The organism is Anseongella ginsenosidimutans (genome assembly GCF_008033235.1).
Lineage (GTDB): Bacteria > Bacteroidota > Bacteroidia > Sphingobacteriales > Sphingobacteriaceae > Anseongella > Anseongella ginsenosidimutans.
On record NZ_CP042432.1, the window covers coordinates 3,694,189 to 3,713,160 of the forward strand.

The 18,972-nt window shown below is 44.3% G+C and carries 19 protein-coding genes; 6 read left to right on the top strand and 13 right to left on the bottom strand.

The features are described from left to right. Positions 1–13 precede the first annotated feature (13 nt). The 5 genes from istB (at position 14) to FRZ59_RS15505 (ending at position 3,911) form a co-directional block, all read left to right on the top strand. Complete coding sequence (gene istB, locus FRZ59_RS15485) at positions 14–769, top strand: IS21-like element helper ATPase IstB (RefSeq protein ID WP_132130813.1); 756 nt, start codon at positions 14–16, stop codon at positions 767–769. A gap of 126 nt (positions 770–895) precedes the next feature. Beyond that, positions 896–1,099 (top strand): ABC transporter permease, encoded by a 204-nt coding sequence (locus FRZ59_RS15490; protein ID WP_225975084.1) that lies wholly within the window; start codon positions 896–898, stop codon positions 1,097–1,099. A gap of 156 nt (positions 1,100–1,255) precedes the next feature. Beyond that, positions 1,256–2,368 (top strand): helix-turn-helix domain-containing protein, encoded by a 1,113-nt coding sequence (locus FRZ59_RS15495; RefSeq protein ID WP_132130809.1) that lies wholly within the window; start codon positions 1,256–1,258, stop codon positions 2,366–2,368. An 88-nt stretch (positions 2,369–2,456) separates the two neighbouring features. Beyond that, positions 2,457–3,149, top strand: a complete 693-nt coding sequence (locus tag FRZ59_RS15500) for a hypothetical protein (RefSeq protein ID WP_132130808.1) — start codon at positions 2,457–2,459, stop codon at positions 3,147–3,149. A gap of 12 nt (positions 3,150–3,161) precedes the next feature. Beyond that, the gene (locus FRZ59_RS15505) at positions 3,162–3,911 is read left to right on the top strand and encodes a DUF4350 domain-containing protein (protein ID WP_147698369.1); all 750 of its coding nucleotides are present in this window, start codon (positions 3,162–3,164) and stop codon (positions 3,909–3,911) included. 52 nt (positions 3,912–3,963) lie between these two features. On the opposite strand, the gene FRZ59_RS15510 is transcribed toward FRZ59_RS15505, so the two are convergent. From FRZ59_RS15510 to FRZ59_RS15570, 13 genes are all read right to left on the bottom strand, one after another. After that, positions 3,964–5,580 carry an IS1634 family transposase gene (locus FRZ59_RS15510; RefSeq protein ID WP_158640601.1) on the bottom strand — a complete coding sequence of 539 codons (1,617 nt, stop codon included), beginning with the start codon at positions 5,578–5,580 and terminating at the stop codon, positions 3,964–3,966. 628 nt (positions 5,581–6,208) lie between these two features. Then, positions 6,209–7,003 (bottom strand): DNA alkylation repair protein, encoded by a 795-nt coding sequence (locus FRZ59_RS15515; protein ID WP_225975085.1) that lies wholly within the window; start codon positions 7,001–7,003, stop codon positions 6,209–6,211. Between the two features lie 205 nt (positions 7,004–7,208). After that, positions 7,209–7,715: a pyridoxamine 5'-phosphate oxidase family protein gene (locus FRZ59_RS15520; RefSeq protein WP_132130761.1), complete on the bottom strand. Its 507-nt coding sequence runs from the start codon at positions 7,713–7,715 to the stop codon at positions 7,209–7,211. 235 nt (positions 7,716–7,950) lie between these two features. Beyond that, positions 7,951–8,394 (bottom strand): cupin domain-containing protein, encoded by a 444-nt coding sequence (locus FRZ59_RS15525; RefSeq protein ID WP_132130762.1) that lies wholly within the window; start codon positions 8,392–8,394, stop codon positions 7,951–7,953. Positions 8,395–8,508: 114 nt separating this feature from the next. Beyond that, positions 8,509–10,083, bottom strand: coding sequence for a Fic family protein (locus tag FRZ59_RS15530; protein WP_207910367.1), 1,575 nt, complete (start codon positions 10,081–10,083; stop codon positions 8,509–8,511). Positions 10,084–10,643: 560 nt separating this feature from the next. Next, positions 10,644–11,675: a DEAD/DEAH box helicase gene (locus FRZ59_RS15535; RefSeq protein WP_132130763.1), complete on the bottom strand. Its 1,032-nt coding sequence runs from the start codon at positions 11,673–11,675 to the stop codon at positions 10,644–10,646. Then, positions 11,660–13,219, bottom strand: a complete 1,560-nt coding sequence (locus FRZ59_RS15540) for an ATP-dependent nuclease (RefSeq protein WP_132130764.1) — start codon at positions 13,217–13,219, stop codon at positions 11,660–11,662. Before FRZ59_RS15540 ends, FRZ59_RS15535 begins: the two co-directional genes overlap by 16 nt. A 281-nt stretch (positions 13,220–13,500) precedes the next feature. Beyond that, positions 13,501–14,442, bottom strand: a complete 942-nt coding sequence (locus tag FRZ59_RS15545; protein ID WP_132130765.1) for a hypothetical protein — start codon at positions 14,440–14,442, stop codon at positions 13,501–13,503. A 7-nt stretch (positions 14,443–14,449) separates the two neighbouring features. Further along, positions 14,450–14,680, bottom strand: coding sequence for a DUF2188 domain-containing protein (locus tag FRZ59_RS15550; RefSeq protein ID WP_132130766.1), 231 nt, complete (start codon positions 14,678–14,680; stop codon positions 14,450–14,452). Between the two features lie 382 nt (positions 14,681–15,062). Next, a complete protein-coding gene (locus FRZ59_RS15555; RefSeq protein WP_132130767.1) occupies positions 15,063–15,434 on the bottom strand; it encodes a hypothetical protein in 372 nt (123 codons plus the stop codon). Between the two features lie 48 nt (positions 15,435–15,482). Further along, positions 15,483–16,550 carry a DUF932 domain-containing protein gene (locus FRZ59_RS15560; RefSeq protein WP_132130768.1) on the bottom strand — a complete coding sequence of 356 codons (1,068 nt, stop codon included), beginning with the start codon at positions 16,548–16,550 and terminating at the stop codon, positions 15,483–15,485. 90 nt (positions 16,551–16,640) lie between these two features. Next, positions 16,641–17,171 carry a hypothetical protein gene (locus FRZ59_RS15565; protein ID WP_132130769.1) on the bottom strand — a complete coding sequence of 177 codons (531 nt, stop codon included), beginning with the start codon at positions 17,169–17,171 and terminating at the stop codon, positions 16,641–16,643. A gap of 531 nt (positions 17,172–17,702) precedes the next feature. Then, the gene (locus FRZ59_RS15570) at positions 17,703–18,275 is read right to left on the bottom strand and encodes a UPF0758 domain-containing protein (protein WP_132130770.1); all 573 of its coding nucleotides are present in this window, start codon (positions 18,273–18,275) and stop codon (positions 17,703–17,705) included. A 165-nt stretch (positions 18,276–18,440) separates the two neighbouring features. Here FRZ59_RS15570 and FRZ59_RS15575 point away from each other — a divergent pair, with 165 nt between their 5' ends. Continuing rightward, positions 18,441–18,842 carry a DUF2116 family Zn-ribbon domain-containing protein gene (locus FRZ59_RS15575; protein ID WP_132130771.1) on the top strand — a complete coding sequence of 134 codons (402 nt, stop codon included), beginning with the start codon at positions 18,441–18,443 and terminating at the stop codon, positions 18,840–18,842. Positions 18,843–18,972: the final 130 nt, after the last annotated feature.

Consider the following 18,972-nt stretch of genomic DNA (forward strand, 5'->3'; position numbering starts at 1 on the left):
AACAACAAACAACATGAACACGGTAGAAACCATTCAGAAACAGTGTCAGCTGCTGCGCTTAGGCGCCGTGGCCTACCAGGTAGAGGCCCTGGCCGATCAGGCGGCAGGCGAGGGAATCAGCTACTTGCAATTTGCTCAACGCCTGCTGGAAAGCGAAATCGATCAGCGCCGGGAGCGGGATCTGGAGCGTCGAAAAAAAGCGGCGCACCTGCCCGCCAGACATCGCCTGGAGCAGTTTGACACCACCGGGCAGGAAAACCTTCCTCCCGCACGCCTTCAGCAGCTGAAAGAGCTCTCCTGGCTGGATCAGCAGTTTAATATCATCCTGATGGGTCCCCCGGGAACCGGTAAAACGCTGCTGGCAGCCGGACTTTGCCACCAGGCTATCGGTCAGGGCTATCGCGCCTACTTCCGCACCATGCAGGAACTCGTCGATATCCTGAAGGCCCGGGAACTTTCTGCTCGTGCTAAAACCGATTACAGGCGATTGTGCAAAGCCCAGCTCATTGTCATCGATGACCTGATGATGACACCCCAGAGCAGCACTGAGGCGAATTTATTCTTTCACTTTATCAACCAGCTCCACGAACAGACCTCTTTTGTCATTACCACCAACAAATCTCCCAAACAATGGGTCGAGGTGCTTGGTGACGAGGTGTTGACCACCGCCTTGCTGGATCGACTGCTTTATCGATGTGAGGTCATCCAGCATGCCGGGCAAAGCTACCGGATGAAACATCGCAAATCAATCTTTGAAACTTTAAGTTAATCCATTACCTTTGGCCCCATCGTGCATCCTTATTGCCGATACAGCCACTTTCGTTGTACATCCTTATTTTCCATTAGATGTACATTGTTACTTTCCGTACACACCAAAGATTTCATCAAGCTCGTTTTGATCGCAATCGTCCTCGCGACTCCTGTTGCCTGGTATATCATGAACCGGTGGCTGCAGGATTTCACCTACCGGATTGAAGTGAAATGGTGGATGTTCGCCCTCGCCGGGCTATTGGCGGTAGTGATCGCCCTGCTTACAGTTAGTTTTCAGTCCGTGAAGACTGCGCTGATGAACCCGGTAAAGTCCCTGCGGTCGGAGTAGCCGTCATTAGCCAATCCATTAATAGGGAACCGTGTTTTTTAGTTCGATTGGATAACGGCGAACTAAAGTAGAAACCGGACGTATTTACTTTAACATAGTAATTTATACTTTTCACGCAAACACCATACATTTACGGAAACGACCTAAACATATCTGATGTCTGAAATAAATACCTTAGCTGCTTTCTATGCCTTTTCGGGAGGCGCATTATGGCTATTAGGATCCCTGCTTTTTATTGGGTTCGATAAAACGAATACCCAAGCCAACCGGTGGCTTGGAGCATTCTATTGTATCCTTGCATGCGCTTTTACCCAACTTTTCCTGGAAGGATTCGGAATTGGTGGGGGTTTCTTTATTCATCTGCTTGAACTGCCAAGATGGGCTATGCTCCCCTGCCTTTATATGGCGGTAAACCATTACGTATCACCTTCTTCACTCAAAAAAGACTGGCTTCTCCATTTCGTGCCTTTCCTGCTTTTCCTTATATTTTCCCTGGTCTACTTAATGCCAGATCTCTTTAATGGCCAAAACCATCTACCCGTATTGCCTCCCTGGATACGCTTTATTGTCCGGTATTTTTTCTTTGGCCAGACGGTTTATTACTGGATCGTTTGTTTCTTTCTGCTCCGCCGCCACCAAAAAAACTTAAAAATGGTGGCTTCCTTTACTGAAAAAATAGATCTGGAATGGCTGAGATATCTGTTGATTTCCGTGTTATTCTTGATTTTCGTCCGTATACTAAGCATATCCAACATTCACGTAACTTATTATTCCCCTATTCTATATTTTTTGGGGATAATCCTTTTGGCATATTTAACACTCTCTCAAAAATCAATTTATGCTACTGAAACATATCCGGCGGCGGAAAAATCGGAAATCACACCAAAAAAGGCGCTAAATGAACGACTTACCCCTGAACAAGTTGAAGAACTCAAACATATAGTAATGCGAAAAACAGTCGGCGATAAACTATATCTCGACCCAAGCCTGACACTTTCGGCACTTTCAGATAAAATAGGCATCAGCACCCATGAACTATCCTATATCCTTAATAATGGAGTTGGAAAAAACTTTTATCAGTTCATAAATGAATTACGGACGGAGGAAGCAAAATCACTTCTATTATCGGAGGACACCAGGCATTTAGATATGCTCGGCGTCGCTATCAGAGCTGGCTTCAACTCCAAAACTACGTTTTATACTACCTTTAAAAAAGCAACTAATCTCACCCCTAAAGAATACATTAAAGCAAATTCAGCGGCCGGTTGACGGCAATTCTGTTCATGTGCATCCATCCGAACTTCTTCTGATCACTTGAGAGTTATCATTGCATCAAAAAAAAATAATTATCAACACAATGAACTCATTCAAGTCTGCAATCGCTCCAAAAATCCGTGTGGTCATCTGTAGCATTTTATTCGGAAGCGCATTTCTTGCAACGAACTGTTTTGGACAAGCACACGCCCGTGCAGGTGTTACCGTTATTGCACAAGGAGATAGCCAGCAATCTAAAATGGTTCCCCTGGAAAAGTTCGCAGGATATTACCAGTTTCCCAGTAAAGCAGGTTTTATTCAGTTCGAACTAAAAGACAATACGCTTTTTGCTAAACAAGTATGGGATAACAAAGAGTACCAGCTCATCCGGATCAATGAAACAAACTTTGAATCAAAAAAAGAAGGTCATAAGATCGAGTTCCTGAAAGACAGTTCCGGCCGGTTGGCCTACGCGAAGCTCTTGGGAAGAATCGTAACGATAAAAGTCGGATTTGATCCCAAAACAATCAAACAATTACCGGCAGCACAACTTAAACGGCTCGAAGGAACTTACATCCTAAAAGATGACAATAGCCTTAAGATCGATATCCGGTCTTCAGCAGCAGGATTGACGTTAAAGCAGCTATGGGATAATAAAGAAATTACCTTTACCCCCAGGTCGGAAACCTTTTTTCTGAATGAAGACGGTACTTTCCCGCTGACATTTTTATTGAGCAATGGAGAAGTCGTGCAGGTCACCTGTTTTAAAGACGATGTGTGGCTCAAGGCAAAATAAGCAATATTGAGAATGCGGAAGTTAGCTCGCCAATGTCTTTTAATTTGGTATGCATTCGTCTTCTCGGCGCCAGACGGGATAGCACAGCAAGTGGCAGATGAAACTTTTAACTATCCGGTTCCTATGCCGGCATACAAGGTAGGAAGCGGCCCCCTAATCGTATTTGATGAAGCGCATAATAATGCATCGACATTGAAGGGAGCCTATGCCGCCTTTGGTAAACTACTCGAAAGTGACGGCTATAAGGTAGTAAGCAGCAAAGAAAAAGTAAGTTTCGGGCTTCTTAAAAAAGCAAAGATCTACGTAACCGTGAATGCGATGTATGACATGGAAGACTGGAACCTGCCAGCGAGATCAGCCTTTTCTCAAGAAGAAATAAATGAATTGTCAAATTGGGTTGCAGATGGAGGCAGTTTATTTCTTGTAACGGATCATATGCCATGTGGGGCTTCTGTTAATGAACTGGCAGGAAGATTTGGAGTAAACGTCATAAACGGTTTCGCACTTAGAAGGGATGGTCAGCCAGAGGTATTTTCAAAGGAGAGAAAGACACTTACCTCCAATAAGATTACCGGCCCTCCCGGCAAAGAGATCGACAGTATTATGTGTTGGGGAGGGACGGGGTTTATTGTTCCGCCAAATGCCTACGTTATTTCCCTATTGGGGGAGGATTACAGCATATATCTTCCAAGCGATGTTTCGCAAATAAAAAGGCCTTTGGCGGACACCATACCCCTTGAGTTTGACACGATTGGGACTTAACTAACTGATACTCAGTAGTGGGTTCTCTGATTGGCTCTCTACAAATGAGGATTTATAGGTAATTAGCTAGCTGCGTTTGGGGAAGAATGGGCGGGAGTTGTTTCAATCCCAGTTTTTGCTGCAGAACGGCTTCTTTCCCCTGGGGCTTGGAACGAATGCAGACTTGCTCCTGATTGTGTTGCAGCAAACTCACTTGCATTCTTTCCAGGGTTTTGCGCAGCTCGTTTTCGGTGAGCTTCACCTGGGATTGGTTGATTTTCTGCAGAACATAATTCTGCAGGGTAAAGGCGATGTAGCAAAGACAGATATGTCCCTGGATCCGTTTGTCGGTCCAGTGGAACATCGGACGGGTTTCCAGGTGGCTTTTAAAGGTCCGGAACGAATGTTCGATTTTGTAAAGCTGTTTGTATTGTTCCAACACGGCCGGGACGCTCAGGGTGGTATTGTTGGTGCTGATGGCCAGCAGCCCGTCGTATCTTTCTGATCGGGCGATTTTCTCCTGATCCAGCGCGTAGGACCCGCCGCCCTGCTTCTGCAGAAAGAAACGTCCTGCTTTTTTGTCGATCAGCGAAGGATGTTGCAGCAGTTTTTGGGCAGTCTGGAGCCGTTCTTCCCGATCGGATTTGTCTTTTGCGGCCCGCTTGGCCGACCAGGTGGCGATAATTTTTCGACCCTCATGAGAGATCATCTTATACCGGAGTTTGATTTCCTCGCCGGTGTGATCGGAGTACACCCATTCGTGCTGAAAGGCCGAATGATCGAGCAAGGCTGATTGCACGCTGCGGGGAAGTGCTTTTAACCGTTCTCCCACGATGAACTCAAAGCCGTTCTCGGTGGTCAGGTCAATATTCTTTCTCGAGAGCATGCCCCGGTCGGCCACCACGATGACCTTGTCGATCTGATAATGCGCTTTCAGATCGCAAAGCGCTTGCCCGAAGGTGTGCCCTTCGAAGGTGTCTCCCTTAAAGATGCGATAACCGATCGGGTTCTTCTCTTTATCGATCATCAGGCAGAACAGGATTTGTGTGCGGCCTATTTTTCCGTCCTTGCTGAACCCCTTTTGACGCAGCGCTCCTTCCTGCTCGACCTCGCTCTCAAAATAAAGCGTGGTCACGTCGTAAAATACAACGTCCAGCCGCTGGCTGAACATGTCCCGTCCGGTCTGAAAGATCCGCTCCTGGATCAAACGCTCGTTCTCGGCCAGGCGATCCAGCGCCCTGTACAAATGATGCAGCGATACCGGATCAACCCCGGCGTACTCCTGCTGGTTCAACCAGTTGCTTCGTTTGCTCGAGGGTTCCTGCAGCCGCTCCAGCAGCATCAATAGCACGGCATTCCTCAGGTCGAACTCCAGCTTTTGTTTGCGGGCGATCCGCCGTAAAAGAATATCCAGCCCGTAGTGGGAAAACACCCGCTTATAAACCTGGGCAAATCCGTAATTGTAACGGGCAAGCTCTTCGATCTGACCGGTTAAAAGCGCTTTCACTTCACCTCCGCCCAGTTCGTAAAGCTGAATACCCATTCTGCGAAGCTGCCCCGGGGTATAATCTTCGGCTTTCCCCAACGAATACAGCACCCGGCTGGTCGGCTTGCCTTCGGCATTCCGGTAGCTTTCCAGAATGCGTAAATAGGTGCCCGATGGTTTGCGCTCTACTTTCAAAAAAGCCATTACACAAAAATAAGCACCCTGCAATTGATTGTAAAGGGCCTCCGCTGACATCGGCTCTCTACACTTTTTTCCGACAAACCCCCAATACGTCTGTCATTGGCCGATTTATAGTGTTTTTTTGAAAGTGCGTGTCAAACTCAAGAAGAGATCGACAGTATTATGTGTTGGGGAGGGACGGGGTTTATTGTTCCGCCAAATGCCTACGTTATTTCCCTATTGGGGGAGGATTACAGCATATATCTTCCAAGCGATGTTTCGCAAATAAAAAGGCCTTTGGCGGACACCATACCCTATATTTCAGGTAGAGGATTAGTAAACGGCGCATATCTGGAATTTGGCAAAGGCAGAGTCGTTATATTTGGAGATGGGGCGCCTTTCTCGGCACAGCTGCAGGGAATCAAAAGCAAGAAAAGGGGCATGAATCATCCAGGAGCCCCACAGAATGCGCAATTTCTGCTCAATATCATACACTGGTTAGACAGAAAATTATAAATTGCAGTAACTCTGCTGAAAGGAGAAGCAGCTGACGAATCTCTTGCTCGCGGTCAAAGAAGTGTATCCTTAGTGTGTTCCCCTTAAAGTAACTTGAGGATGGCTTTTAGGCGCATTGACCGCATACCCTCGCAAGCTATAAATTTCGTTTGTTACTTTCCATCGCAATGAACGCTGGCAAATAATTGGGAGTACACCCTCTTGATACCATTTCATCTTTATAAAGACCTGTTTTCTCGCCAAGAGCGACACACCGGTTTCGATACTTCTTTTCATAAACTCCAATCCAGCCTGCAGTAAAATTCATGGCCCATTGAACTTCAGGCTCTTCCATGGCAATCCCGGTCTCCATTGCTGAAAGTAAGTCGGGCGTATTTTCGGGGGGCGTCTGGCCTGTCCATCTTAATCTTGCCTGATAGTACCAATAAGTGCGCCTTTGAAGGGAAGAAGGACTATTTTTCCAAGATTGAATTAATGTAATTGTCTTTTTGTCCTTAGTAAGCTGATTGGCCATTAGCCAGTCAATTAGCTGGTTTCGCTCACCAAATGGATGAGTTTGCATGTCTTTATCAAGCTTATCAATCAAATCCTGGGAAAGAGCCTTGCTGTCCATAATCAAGATGGCCAATTGCCTGGGCAAAAACCTCCCGGTTGACCATAGTTCCAAAGCCAGTTCATGGTCTTTCTTGATATCTTTAGCGATTTTCCGTAAGTCCCCTAACTTAGTTTTAGTATTGATTTGAGCCAAGATGCTTTCAGCTTTTGAAGAGAGTTTCATATCAAGTTTTATTGACTTTGGTAGCGGTTTGGTTTTCATTATTTTTTTAAGTTTCGCTGCTTTAAGCCGCTTGTATTGTCTTAAATATTTTTTGTCGTTTTCGTTGTCATACATCAACTGAATCTCGAAGTGCGAAACCAATATACGAAACATCTTCTAAGAAAGATTTTGTCAGAAAAAAGAGGTCAAAACCTATTGTTAGCCTTAAATGAAACAGTATTTACGGTGGATATCAAACTGGCACCCAAAAAAGAGCGATAAAGATGACAGGCCTTAGCTGTTAACTATAGTACTATTCACAAAAATCATTTAGTAAGCCTTCCTCAACGACTCAAAAGTAGAATTTCCTTAAAAGCCGCTACAAATTCAGCTCACCGTCCCGGCCGAGGCTCATTTTCGATCCGGAAACGGCGTTTGCCGCCATTTTTAAGAGAGTTATAAGTTTATTGGACTTGTTGTCCCAATAATGCGCTTCCTGCGGAACAACTTTAAGAATCCTGATCCGGGGATCGTCTTTTCCTTTTTCGAACCAGCTCTCCATCATTTTATTCCAATACTTGTCAACACGTTCTCCATCCCGGGATATTTCAGCTATTCCATTGACGCTTAAAAAATTATAATCGCCGACATGAGAGAACAGAACGCTTATTTTACTGTTCCGCTCCAGGTTGGTATAGGTTTCACTCTCGGTAGAAAACAGGTACCAGATATTTCCCTGCTCGTCAACTTCCTGCCGGCTCATGGGAACGGCGTGCGGGTAAACACTTTCAGGAACAAAAGTACATAGGATTCCAATGTCGATTTTGTCCACAAGTTCCTTTAGTTTCTTGGTGGCTTCCCTGTTATGCAAGTTTTCAGTGCCCATAATGCAACATGATTAATGATTTCAAAAGCACTGCAATAAGTTTACCGGCTATTACAATTACCCGGGCGCACGCAAAAGGAATGACTTGAATGCCCAGCTGCTTTTCCTGTAGGATATTTTTAGCGTCTTTTGAGTGCGCGCCGAAAGCCACTTTTGTAGCATCAACTCCACAGCCGTTGAAAATGTTCTCTTTCTGGTCCGTGCAAACCGCCACCTTTCAATGCAATAAACAATATTAGACTGTAAAATAGTCTAGCGGATAAAATACATTCCCGAATTGTTCTCCGATGTGTTTTGCATGCTCCGGCGTTTGGCTTACCCGCTCGAACATTTCATCAAAGCCAGACGGATAAACCGTGCAAATAAGTACTGCAGGCTTATCTGAGATATTTTTAAAAGCATGAACTCCACCGTTTTTCGGTACACGGATTAAATCGCCCATCTTTGCGGTTTGTGTACCATCTTCCGTATAGAAGTCAACGCTGCCCTCAGCTACATAAAACAATTCTTCTGTATTTATATGCGCATGAGGAGGCGGACCGGCGCCCGGAGGAACATTCATCTCAATAATGGCATACCTACCCTCAGTTTCTTTTCCCGAGATAATGATCCGGTAATGCCCGTTAGCAATATTGAGTAATGTGCCCTCTTTTCTGCTTTTTACTTTTGCCTTATACATAATCTGTACGCTTTGTCTTCTTTAATCATTGCATATTCGGTTGCAACGAACTATCTTGTTTCAAGCAAGTACTGTGCATGAATATAAATCTGATAAAGATAACATTGAATGATATCACTCCGCTTCAAATATTTCCGAATACTTTTCTTCAATACGCGTTACCTCATCGGGAGTAAGAGCCCCGAATTCCTTGCTTTTGGCCCGTTCGGACAGCTTGCCGCGCCCTTGCTCCAAAAAACGAATTAACAGCGCTACCGTCTTATCCGGCATTTCAAAATAATTGTCCAGGTAATCCTTCAGCCGGTCGTATTTTTCCAGATAATCTACTTCGTCAGGGATAGTTTGTTCTATTGTCTGTTGGACACAGCTATATAGAAACTCAGCTTGCTTAGTTGCATCGAAGTAACGATACAGATCTATGGTTTCATTCAGCACCTCTACATTATTACTTTCGTCAAGTTTCCAGTCGATAAGATTTAGACGAGGCATCGAAAATTCTTCCAGTATTTTCCGGTATTCATCAAGTCGTTCCAAAATAATAGCCGACACAGGGAAGATCATTTCCTTAGCAACATATTCTTTTCTTAATAGCACATGGTGAATCAAATAGCGGTGTATCCTCCCATTTCCATCTACAAAAGGGTGGATAAAGACAAATCCAAAAGCTATCATGGCTGCGGCCAACACCGCATCAAAGTCATGCTCAACTTCCAGTTTCTGACCTGTTTCTATCAACCCATCTATCAACAATTCCAAATCTTTCCACCTTGCGGAGATATGATCTGGTATGGGTGTACCATAACGTCGGTCATGTTCACCAATGAACCCTTCTTGTTGCCGAAATCCCATTTTGGTAAACCTTGGATTGGCTATTACGATTTGCTGCAATCGTATCAATTCTGCTTTTGCGATAGGCCTTTGCCCAGCCTGCCCTATGGCACGTCCCCAACGTTGTGCCCGATTTTGAGGAGGCCTTTCGCCCTCTATGGCATAAGATGCTTTTGAATCTTTCAATAATAAAAAAGCAGCAGTTCTGGCCATTACATCGGGATGGATACCGCCTATCATGTCTTTTATCTCTTTTGACAAACCAAGCGCTATATATTGATCCAATAGGTCAGTTTTTCTTATCATGGGACAGAATTCCCTTGCTCCCGGTAGATTATTTCGTATGCGTTGTCTTTTGGATTTTTCAACCGAACTTGTAGATCCGTATTGAATACTGGTATCAACCAGGTCGATATAATTTCCCGCGGTCATATCAGGTAGATTCAATCGTGCATCCATAAGCCATTCGTACAAGAACCATATTTTTCTGCGGTATTGTCCGGTCGGTTCCTCAACAATCAATCGGGCCAGTTCCGCTGCGTCCAGTTTTTCAAACAATTTCTTAAGCAGACACAGTTCTATACCCTCATATTTGAGTGCGAAGGTAAGATGTCCTATCAACGTATCATCCGGCCTATACCTGGGTGTAAATACCCTCCATTCGGTAGTTTTATAATGCTTATGTTTATGGCTTATAATTGATAGCATATCCGGTACCGGAACTCGCAAATCATACGCATACAGTATTCCTGCATATCCCACCAAATATCCCTCTTCCGGTGTTATCCGTTCCTGAAAAACAGTTACAAGCGATGAAAAGCATATATTTTTCATATCAACTCCTGAATTTTTATTTGCCAAAGTTATGAAAACTGATTAAAATATGTGAAAAATGATTTCAAATCAGCCAACCACATGAAATACACATACGAAACCACAGTGTTCGAATATATCCTGCTGGCACTTAAAGAAAAAGGAACGCTCTTTTTGGAGCGGCCCAACGATGTTTTAGATGCTCCCCCATCAGGTCGGGGGTGGCGGGATTAGCTGCGCAAGCCGCCGGCTGGTCGCCGGCTCTTCTTGCTTCGCTGATCCCGGTTTGGGGGGGTGACTAAATGAATAAAAGCCCGGCCACGCCTGCGGCGCGTCCTGTTTTTGCGCCTTTCGCGCCTGCTCGAGCAAGCTCGGCAGCCGCTCCAAACGCAAAAAACCCCGGTTTTCGCCGGGGCTTCTTTTCATTTGTCGTCCCTAAGTTACAAACTTCGAACTATTTCTTGTCTGATTTGCGTCTAATCGCGGATTTGGAGCTATAAAAATCTATTCGCCCTATTTGAGTGCGTTTATCGTTTATATGTAACATAAATTTTTGCGCTACACGATACTTGTTCTACTGCCGCAATTCTGGGTGAAGCAGGGAAGGACTATCTTTTAAAACATTTCAGTAGGCTCTCATCGACAAAATACAGGTGGTTTCCTGCCCTTGAGCAAGCCACATACAGTTTGTTTTTAGTTCTTGGGGAAAGTTCGTGTAATTTATTGGAACTGTATTTTTTAAATGTGCCTTTGTTAAGCACGACACATATATCAACAAAGGCATCTTCCCCCTTGCATTCGCCCCAGTTTCTTGAATGGCAGGCATATTTATAATGCTCTTGATAGAAGATTTTGACTATCTCACTATTATGAAAAATCGTTGCTGCCGTGGACGTGTCACTGATGACCTCAACTGTTGAAGGTTCCGTCTTGTGGGAATGGATTTCTATTTTTAGTTTCTCCCTGATAAAATCACAAACCGTCGGGCTACACCGGAAAGTTTTGCTCAATGATTGTGCGTCCGGAACAAGCCCCATCTTTTTAAATTCCGCCTGATACCGATCATAGTCATCATGTAAGGTAGCGTTTGTATTACTATCCCGGCTTGTATCAAAGGTGTGCTGAAAGAAATCTCCGACGAAAAGCATTGTAAGATTGGCCTTACTGATGCTTTTAAGGAAATCGAAATCATGGCCACCAAAGTCTTGTACTTCGTCTATGTAGAGACAATCGTAATATTTTTCCAAGCGGGCATTTACCTCGTCCAAAATATTCTCTACTTCCAGTAATTTCGATAATCTGTTGTGGTAAAGGCGCTGGCCTTTAGATAGGTAATAATTTTTATTGTCCCGTCGAAATGTTCTTGTGTATTGAGGTGGTATATCCCAATGTAACCCCTTCGACTTCACTTTGTGGGATAGCAAAGGCCTGTAGCAAAAATTGTGGAGAAACGTAAAATAGGATACCACCTTTATATTTTTCGGCATATAGCCGAATTTCTCCTGGATGCGTTTTTCCAAGTTCCTTATATTGTTAATTGTATAGGTTATTATAAGAGCCCGGTGGTTAAGGTCCAGCTCGCTGATAATAAGAAAGGTTTTCCCTGACCCAGCAACCGAAAAAATTATTCTTTTATCCACGTAAAAGCGTTTCGTATGTAATCCGGTGTCGCTATCTGTTCTGCCCTGGTATTTAGCAATTCAAATGCGCAGTCTGCTTTGTTTTTAAGCATATAGTCCTGTACCGACAGAGATCTACGTTTTTGAACGAATATTTGGTCGCAGATTGTTTGATTGTCCTGATAAACCGATACTTCAAAAGTGTATCTGTCATTGCAATTCTCGTAAAAAACATTGATCAAATCATCGGTATATTCTGAATACCTTTCGAGGCAGTTACTTTGGAAGTCGTGGTCATTGTCTCTTATGACGGCTGTCTTGATTTTAAGTAACCTCGCTATGTCCAAATATCTTTTAAAGCTGGTCCCATCAACCGAAATAATATGTACACCGTCCTCATAAGGTTTCTTACTGGTGACATTGATATATAGCGCTTCCATGAGTATGAACTCTGCGTCACCTTCAACCAGGATAACCTTTTGGGAAAGGATAAACTCCAGTATATTGTGATCAGGTGCTTTCATGAAGAACTTGGCGGTATCTTCCGGTAATGCATTCAGCCCTATAGAACGAGTATCATTACTATTTAGCAGAATGGCTTTCCTTAAATCCAATCTGCTACATATCAGGCTGCTATGTGTAGCAATGAATAATTGTTTGCTTTCCGATTCATCAATCTTCGCAATCAATTTTTTCATATTGACATGGCTCAGATGGTTTTCAGGCTCCTCCAATAAAACTGCATCCAAGCTGCCTGCTTTGTTTTTCAATGCAAAAGCGGTCTTGATAAAGCATTGATTACCTTTTCCTTTGCGATCTATATCAATACCGCCTTCCGTTATCGTTAAGTCCGTTTCAAGATTTGCTTTCGTACTCGTACGTATCGAAAACTGATAAGTAGATTGTTTGTCATTCATTTCCTTTAGAACAGTGTTTTTGAAATTCTCTTTGTGCTTCCTGTATTCATTGTGATGCTTGTACTTCTCGGTCTCTTCTACGGAGGAATTATAAAGCGCTTTTATATAAGACCGTGTGGCATATTCATTATTTATTTGGGTATTATCGAGAAGGATATGGCTTAGGTATTTTCTAAACCCCGAATAGTTTTCACCGGAGAATGTTTTGAATGATATAGAATAAAACTCAAACGGAAATATGGTATTGTTTTGAGCTAAAATGTCTTTAATGTGCTTGCTGTAATCCTCCAATGGAGAACAGACCAATCGTAATCCATCATAGGAGGCCCCCTCGGAATTGACCTTTCCATTCAGATCTTCGTTACTTTGGTCGGTCAAATACAGTTCAATATATAGAACGGGTAGGTCTGCATAGCCCCTTCTCCCAGATAAAAAATTATCGATGGCCGCGACGTTGAACAGGCTATCCAGCCCCAACGTTTCGACTTTGCTCCGGCTGCCACTCAAAACAAGATCAATAGCCGTCAGAATGCTGCTCTTGCCAGCTTCGTTGTCTCCAATGAGGACATTCAGTTGTGGATTAAACTGAGTTTCAAAGGCCTCAAACCTTTTAAAATTCTGGAGTTTAATCTTTGTGATTAATTTCATAATCGTTATAGATATCACCCAAGGATCAGGTTTGGTCAAAATGACGGAACATAATCCTCATCACCTGCCCGCCCTTTGCTATAGCAGTCACTCTCACGTTTTCAATCCGTGTAAAAAAGGCTTGCAATAGTTTGCGACCATTTATTAAAAAGAGCCCGCAACTATCACATAAGAAGACTAGCTCGGTTGATACTATTAAGCTATATCCTTTCAGGGGCATCTTAAAACAAATCTTTTCTATTACGCTGGTATCTCGTTTTTGAACGGAATGTAATCATCCGTCAATCCTCATAATCATCTAATTCGTCGAAATTTATATCTGATCCTAATGCCATGAACTGCTGAACTCGCTCAGGCTCTGTTTCAGTTTCCTCATAGAGATAAATCATCTCGTCTATGGCGTCTCGATCCTTGTGAATGTTAAAAATGCTCTCAAAGTATTTATTCGAACCTAGCTGCTCAAACTCTAATGGCTCCAGTGAGTTGATGTATTCTCCGAACTCCCCAGAAAATTCACTTTTAAGGAGAAAAGCGCAGACCTCCCGCTGCATAAGCTTTTCCTTTTCAAATGTAAATTCCTTTGCAATAAAGATTTTATACGCCTTTGAATTATGGGCTATTTCATAAGTATAGATGTTAAGTCGACCGGCTTCTTGCCGAACTATTTGGTATAATTGATCAACCAATTTACCAATGACTCGCGCAAATAAATTCTTGATTCGATCGGAATTTGGAGTTGGAAAAAACGCCTCATTTTGTATCTTAATCCCAAGTTCTTCGGATATGAATTCCGTAAGTTGCCCTTTATCTTGGGGTGGGCGGTAAACCGAGGAAAGATTATATCTATCGTATCTGGTAGATTTGTAAAATTTATCCAATAAAGCGAGAAATCTGTTTAACTGCTTACTGGTTTTTACTTCCCTCTTTTCTTTAATTCTTCGCCATAATTCCAAATGACTATGTGTAATTAATGACTTTTCAAAATCCTCAACCGAAGCTGTACCATCATGTTCTATCAAAATTAGGGCAATCTTTTGAAGTCGTTCAACTCCGACAGATATATGATACAGGAACTCAAAACACTCGTGTTCATAATAGAGCGACTCCATATTCTCCAAAACGAATATGGAATTGTAAATAAAGGAATCCGAAATTTGTAATTCCGTTCCTAATCGAAAATTTTTCCAAAAGAGATCCGGGTCGTTAAGTAAATCTTTCTCCATGTAACGTTTATCCTTTAGGGGGATACGGGTCGTTTCCATAAGTCCGCTCCTCCTGGATTTTGCCATCCTGCTTGTGCACGATTATCGAGGAATTCCCTTGTTTCTTTGCCAAGTCTATGGTCTTACCAAGTGTTTCTTCTTTGGTATTCCCTGTGACTGAAGCTCGCTTTCCGTTCTCAAGCATACCTTGCCAGCCTTCTTCTGTTTTGGTGACGTGATACGTTTTTCTCTTTGCCATGACTTTAAAATTTTAACGTTTATAATTTCATCCAATCTTTAACACATTGACTCAGGTACCTTTCCGTATTCCGTATAAAGAATCATTCCGAAATTCTGGTGTAGTTCAGGCTTGCTATACCAAATATAGTATTTTTATAAAAAGATTGCTATGAAGATAGAAGAAACAGGGAAAATTAGATCGATTTAGTCAGGTCTTAGGCTATCAAATTGCTTTCGTTGAAGGCCGGCACCTAAAAAGCGCATAAAAACGCGCCTGAAATGGCAATGGGGCCATTTTCTATGCTCTCCGGCTTCAAAATAGATGCCGAGATAAAAAAGGAGCCTTAGAGCGTCGGAAGCTTCTAAGCCTCCTTTTCACTGCTGGTTGCTTTTTTAATGCGCTAATAGTGAAGCCTTAAACACTGGTTTTTGGAGGCTTTTAGCAGACGTTCAATAAGTCCTTCAAATTTTCCGGCCTCGATCACACGCGCAAAGGAAATACTTTCAAAGGCATAATCATCTTTGATCGTTAGCCACTCGTCCCCTCCGCTGATTTGATTGATAAAACAAAGCTGCTGATAATAAAATCCTTGTCCCAGGCACCAGGCAGTTTGTTGTAGTGACAACTGCAAATCTTCCAAGGTATCACATTTTATTAATTGTGTTTTGTCAAATGGGGGATCAATGGCCTGGCGTATCCAATAATTGCGCTGACCGATTTGTTCCCAGATACCCAGTAACTGGGCTTCATTATAAGGTGATTCTTTTTTCATGAGTAAAAAAATTAGGAGCCAGCCCGGAAACGTGCTGGCTCCGGTTAATTAATTCAAGCTAAATACGTCTGTTCCATGGCTGGCAAATTCCCGGCACAGGTTAAACGCAGTTTGTCCCCGCTGCAACCCTGTACCAAACAGGATGCTTTTAAACCGTGCTTCCTCGTCCTTGTAATTGCGGACGTTTTGAAAATAGCCGGTCACGGCGTTGTATGCGCCAAACAAAGTGCCCTTAGTGGTTACTTCCTGCTGGGAAGGACTGGTCAAAGCGTATTCCACTACGCTGCTAACCATGTTTTTATACTGCGTGGATAGCGCGTTTTGCTCACCGGTTTGCAGGTTGTGCAATACTTCCCTATTTGGAGCCATTGCCACCTGAACCAACCGTTTTACCGCCTGATCACTGATCCGGACGGTGGCCCAATGGTTAAACACTTCCTCCAATTCTCCCGCTAATTGGTTCGTAATTCCTAACAGCGCATGCGCCTGTTTCAAACGATCCCGCGCGCTGGCCGTATGCCGTATTTTAACGCAGTTGCTATGATTTTTCAAAGCCGCATTCAGCGTATTGTTGCAAACGATCCGCACCGGGGTAAAGGCCGCCGTAATACTGCCGTATCCATCATGGGAAGTCGTGAGAAACAAATATTGCTCTATTAAATCCTCCTTTCCCACCCGGATAAATTCCGGCAACTTCGCCGTAATAAAGACCCGCTCCCCTTTCCCAAGTGCGCCCGCCGTCTCGTATAAAATTCCGTCTGTGCCGCCAACAATCGCGTCAAAAAAACTAAACGCCTCCGTGTTCTGCACAATCTGGTAGTCTCTGCCAACTACCCCCAAAACCTGATCGGTATCGCTGCGCACGGTCGCAAAGAAATCCGGCACTTCAATTTCCGGGATAAGCCTACCGGTTTCGCTTTCCCCGCGGAAATTATCCGTATCATAGGTATACAGCGGCCGCTTTTCAACCACATAATCTAACCCGGCGTGCCGGACGGCCTCCGCGCTGGTCGGGTACTCCTCTACAATCTGCCCTAACCCATGCCAGGCTTTTTCTTTCACCGAAAAAAAACTGTGCTTTCCTGATTGCTCGTTATAATGAATTTGGTGTGACATACTACTTGGTTTTTAACTGATTGGAATGAATAAAGATTACAATAGAAACGCCTCCCACCTATGTATAGACAGGAGGGCGTTTTCTCTGGACTAACGGGCAGGAATTACGATTTCCGCTTCAATATCCGCTAAGCGCTCTGCGCATAATAAACGGATAAATTCCGCCACCGCCTGAATGATCACACGGTTTTTCGTGTCAAACCTCCGGCGCTCATCGTCCTCGATCACCAGCACGCTATTTTGATAGGGATTATCCCCTTTTTCCTCGGCATCGTCCAATTGAGCTACCTCAAAGGCCGCCAGATTGTCAATTGTTTGAATCAAGCGATCCCACTGCCGTTTCCTGCGGTGGAGTTCCTCCACCAACTGAATGGTGCTTTCCAGATTAAGGACAGGCCGCCCCTGTTTCAGTGGCACCTTCGATTCAGCCTTCGCAGCTCCCTCCGCCGGAACCGCCCCGTCCGTTCTCGCAGATTCCTCCTTCTTACCTTCCTGGTAAAAGGCAGTACTTACCGGCATACCGTTTACCTTACCAGTGCCACCGCTCATTTTCCCATTACCTGCGACTGCTCCATTATCAGCACCCCGTTTTTTTCCGCCTTCTACAATCGTCGTTTTCATGATGAATTGAATTTGAATGTTAAAAATTGACAAATGATTACTTGTTATCGTTCCCTCTTTAGAATGCGTCCCGAACCGGGGGAGCCCTGCTGCCTGTTTCCATGTTCCTGCTGCTTTAAAATTTGAATACCTCAAAAATTCCGGTCGGCGCAGGGCCTCCCTGGCTTTTTGATAAGCAGCTCACCTAATACTGCCCGGCACTAAGGCAAGGCTTTTTGAAAAAAAATACGACCCGTAGCCGCAGGCGAAGGGCTGGAGATTTTTTTTCAAAAACCCGAAGGGCCCCGGCCTTGCCGTGTGGCAGGCGGTTTAGAAATTTGCGCCCCAAAAAGGCTGAGAGGGCGTTTTAACAGAAAGCTATTGGCTTATGGAGAAAGACAAGTTTTGGTAGCGGCACCTGAAATCGTAGCCGCGTTCTACCGACCGCCTTTAGGCAGGTGCCCGCGTTTACAGCGCGCGTAGCACCCGCCCATCCGGCGATAGGTTCATTCAACACAAAAACAACGCTAAGGAATAGAAAACAGTAACTGATCAAAACAGATCCGTGGCGAGTCGCCTGCCCAGCTCCAGTGCGGCCAGGATCGTACAGGACTTAGCCATCCCCATCCCCGGAAACGCACACAGCTCCTGATAGGACATCCGGCGAAGCCGCTCCAGGTTGAAATCCACATCTTCCAGAATGCGCCCGGCCAGACCCACCGCCGATTCCTTCGGCGTACCCGAACCGATCAACATCGCCAACAGGTCCGCATCACTCATGGAAACCGCTCCATTTTCAAGCATTTTCTCCCGGGGACGATCCTGTTCATCCCAATCTTTGATCCCGCTACCTTGCGCCTCCCGCTTTCTTTTCAGATCCACCACCCGTACCTCTCCTTCCTGATGATAGGACGCAGCATAAAAGAGATACGAAAACGCCTGAATAAGGCATTCAAGATCCTCCTCAAAAACCACCAGGTCTCGCCGCTCATACGTTCCGTCCCCTTTCTCATCACTACGAGCAATCTTAAGATAGACGCTTCCATTTGAGGCCCGCTTAAAATCCAGAAAATAATGCCGCCTCCCGGAAGAGAAATACTCACTGACTAAAATGATATTTTTCATCTTGTTATAAAATTGGTTTGAGTACAAAACTCCCCCGAAATCCCGGAGTTAGTCGGAGCAAATTGACATTACCCGATGCAAAAGGGCGGCATCCGATCACGAAAGATTTATCCGATCTTGGGATCCAATACCCGATCTTTCAACTATTTACGCGATATTTAATGTATGGAAAACGCAGCACACACCCCCAAGCACTGCGAGCATTGCGGCAAGACGATCAAGGGTCGCACCGACAAGCGATTCTGTAACGACGACTGTCGGAACAATTTCAACCGCAAAAAACGAAAGAAGCGAGCCTTGGAAGCACCGGAAACCATCGCAGAAATCATCCGCATCATCAAAAACAACTACCAGATCCTTCTCACCAATTTCGATCTTGAACCAGATCCAAATGCAGCGTCTTTCATGAACAGTAAACAATTCCAGGAACTCGGACTGAACGAAAAATTTTACACCAGTGTGCTCATAGAAAACGGGGAACTATGGAAATACTGCTTTGACCGCGGATGGTCGGCGGGTAAAACGACCGTTTGGGTGAAAAGAAACCCTAACCAGGCCGAGATCTAAGCCAGCCAATCACCATTAAACTCAAAAAAGGACGAGCATCAATTAAACGCAACCTACACCGTATCAGGTGCACCTAATACGGAACTCATCGTATCCTGTAAAACCAGCGTGAAGGCATCGCCCTGAGTTA

Coding starts and splice junctions, on each gene's coding strand:
- FRZ59_RS15555 (WP_132130767.1), bottom strand. CDS start 15,434: ATGAAAAAAGAATCACCTTATAATGAAGCCCAGTTACTGGGTATCTGG.
- FRZ59_RS15565 (WP_132130769.1), bottom strand. CDS start 17,171: ATGAAAACGACGATTGTAGAAGGCGGAAAAAAACGGGGTGCTGATAAT.
- FRZ59_RS15525 (WP_132130762.1), bottom strand. CDS start 8,394: ATGTATAAGGCAAAAGTAAAAAGCAGAAAAGAGGGCACATTACTCAAT.
- FRZ59_RS15500 (WP_132130808.1), top strand. CDS start 2,457: ATGAACTCATTCAAGTCTGCAATCGCTCCAAAAATCCGTGTGGTCATC.
- FRZ59_RS15545 (WP_132130765.1), bottom strand. CDS start 14,442: ATGGAGAAAGATTTACTTAACGACCCGGATCTCTTTTGGAAAAATTTT.
- istB (WP_132130813.1), top strand. CDS start 14: ATGAACACGGTAGAAACCATTCAGAAACAGTGTCAGCTGCTGCGCTTA.
- FRZ59_RS15560 (WP_132130768.1), bottom strand. CDS start 16,550: ATGTCACACCAAATTCATTATAACGAGCAATCAGGAAAGCACAGTTTT.
- FRZ59_RS15570 (WP_132130770.1), bottom strand. CDS start 18,275: ATGAAAAATATCATTTTAGTCAGTGAGTATTTCTCTTCCGGGAGGCGG.
- FRZ59_RS15575 (WP_132130771.1), top strand. CDS start 18,441: ATGGAAAACGCAGCACACACCCCCAAGCACTGCGAGCATTGCGGCAAG.
- FRZ59_RS15520 (WP_132130761.1), bottom strand. CDS start 7,715: ATGGGCACTGAAAACTTGCATAACAGGGAAGCCACCAAGAAACTAAAG.
- FRZ59_RS15550 (WP_132130766.1), bottom strand. CDS start 14,680: ATGGCAAAGAGAAAAACGTATCACGTCACCAAAACAGAAGAAGGCTGG.
- FRZ59_RS15515 (WP_225975085.1), bottom strand. CDS start 7,003: ATGTTTCGTATATTGGTTTCGCACTTCGAGATTCAGTTGATGTATGAC.
- FRZ59_RS15505 (WP_147698369.1), top strand. CDS start 3,162: ATGCGGAAGTTAGCTCGCCAATGTCTTTTAATTTGGTATGCATTCGTC.
- FRZ59_RS15495 (WP_132130809.1), top strand. CDS start 1,256: ATGTCTGAAATAAATACCTTAGCTGCTTTCTATGCCTTTTCGGGAGGC.
- FRZ59_RS15510 (WP_158640601.1), bottom strand. CDS start 5,580: ATGGCTTTTTTGAAAGTAGAGCGCAAACCATCGGGCACCTATTTACGC.
- FRZ59_RS15540 (WP_132130764.1), bottom strand. CDS start 13,219: ATGAAATTAATCACAAAGATTAAACTCCAGAATTTTAAAAGGTTTGAG.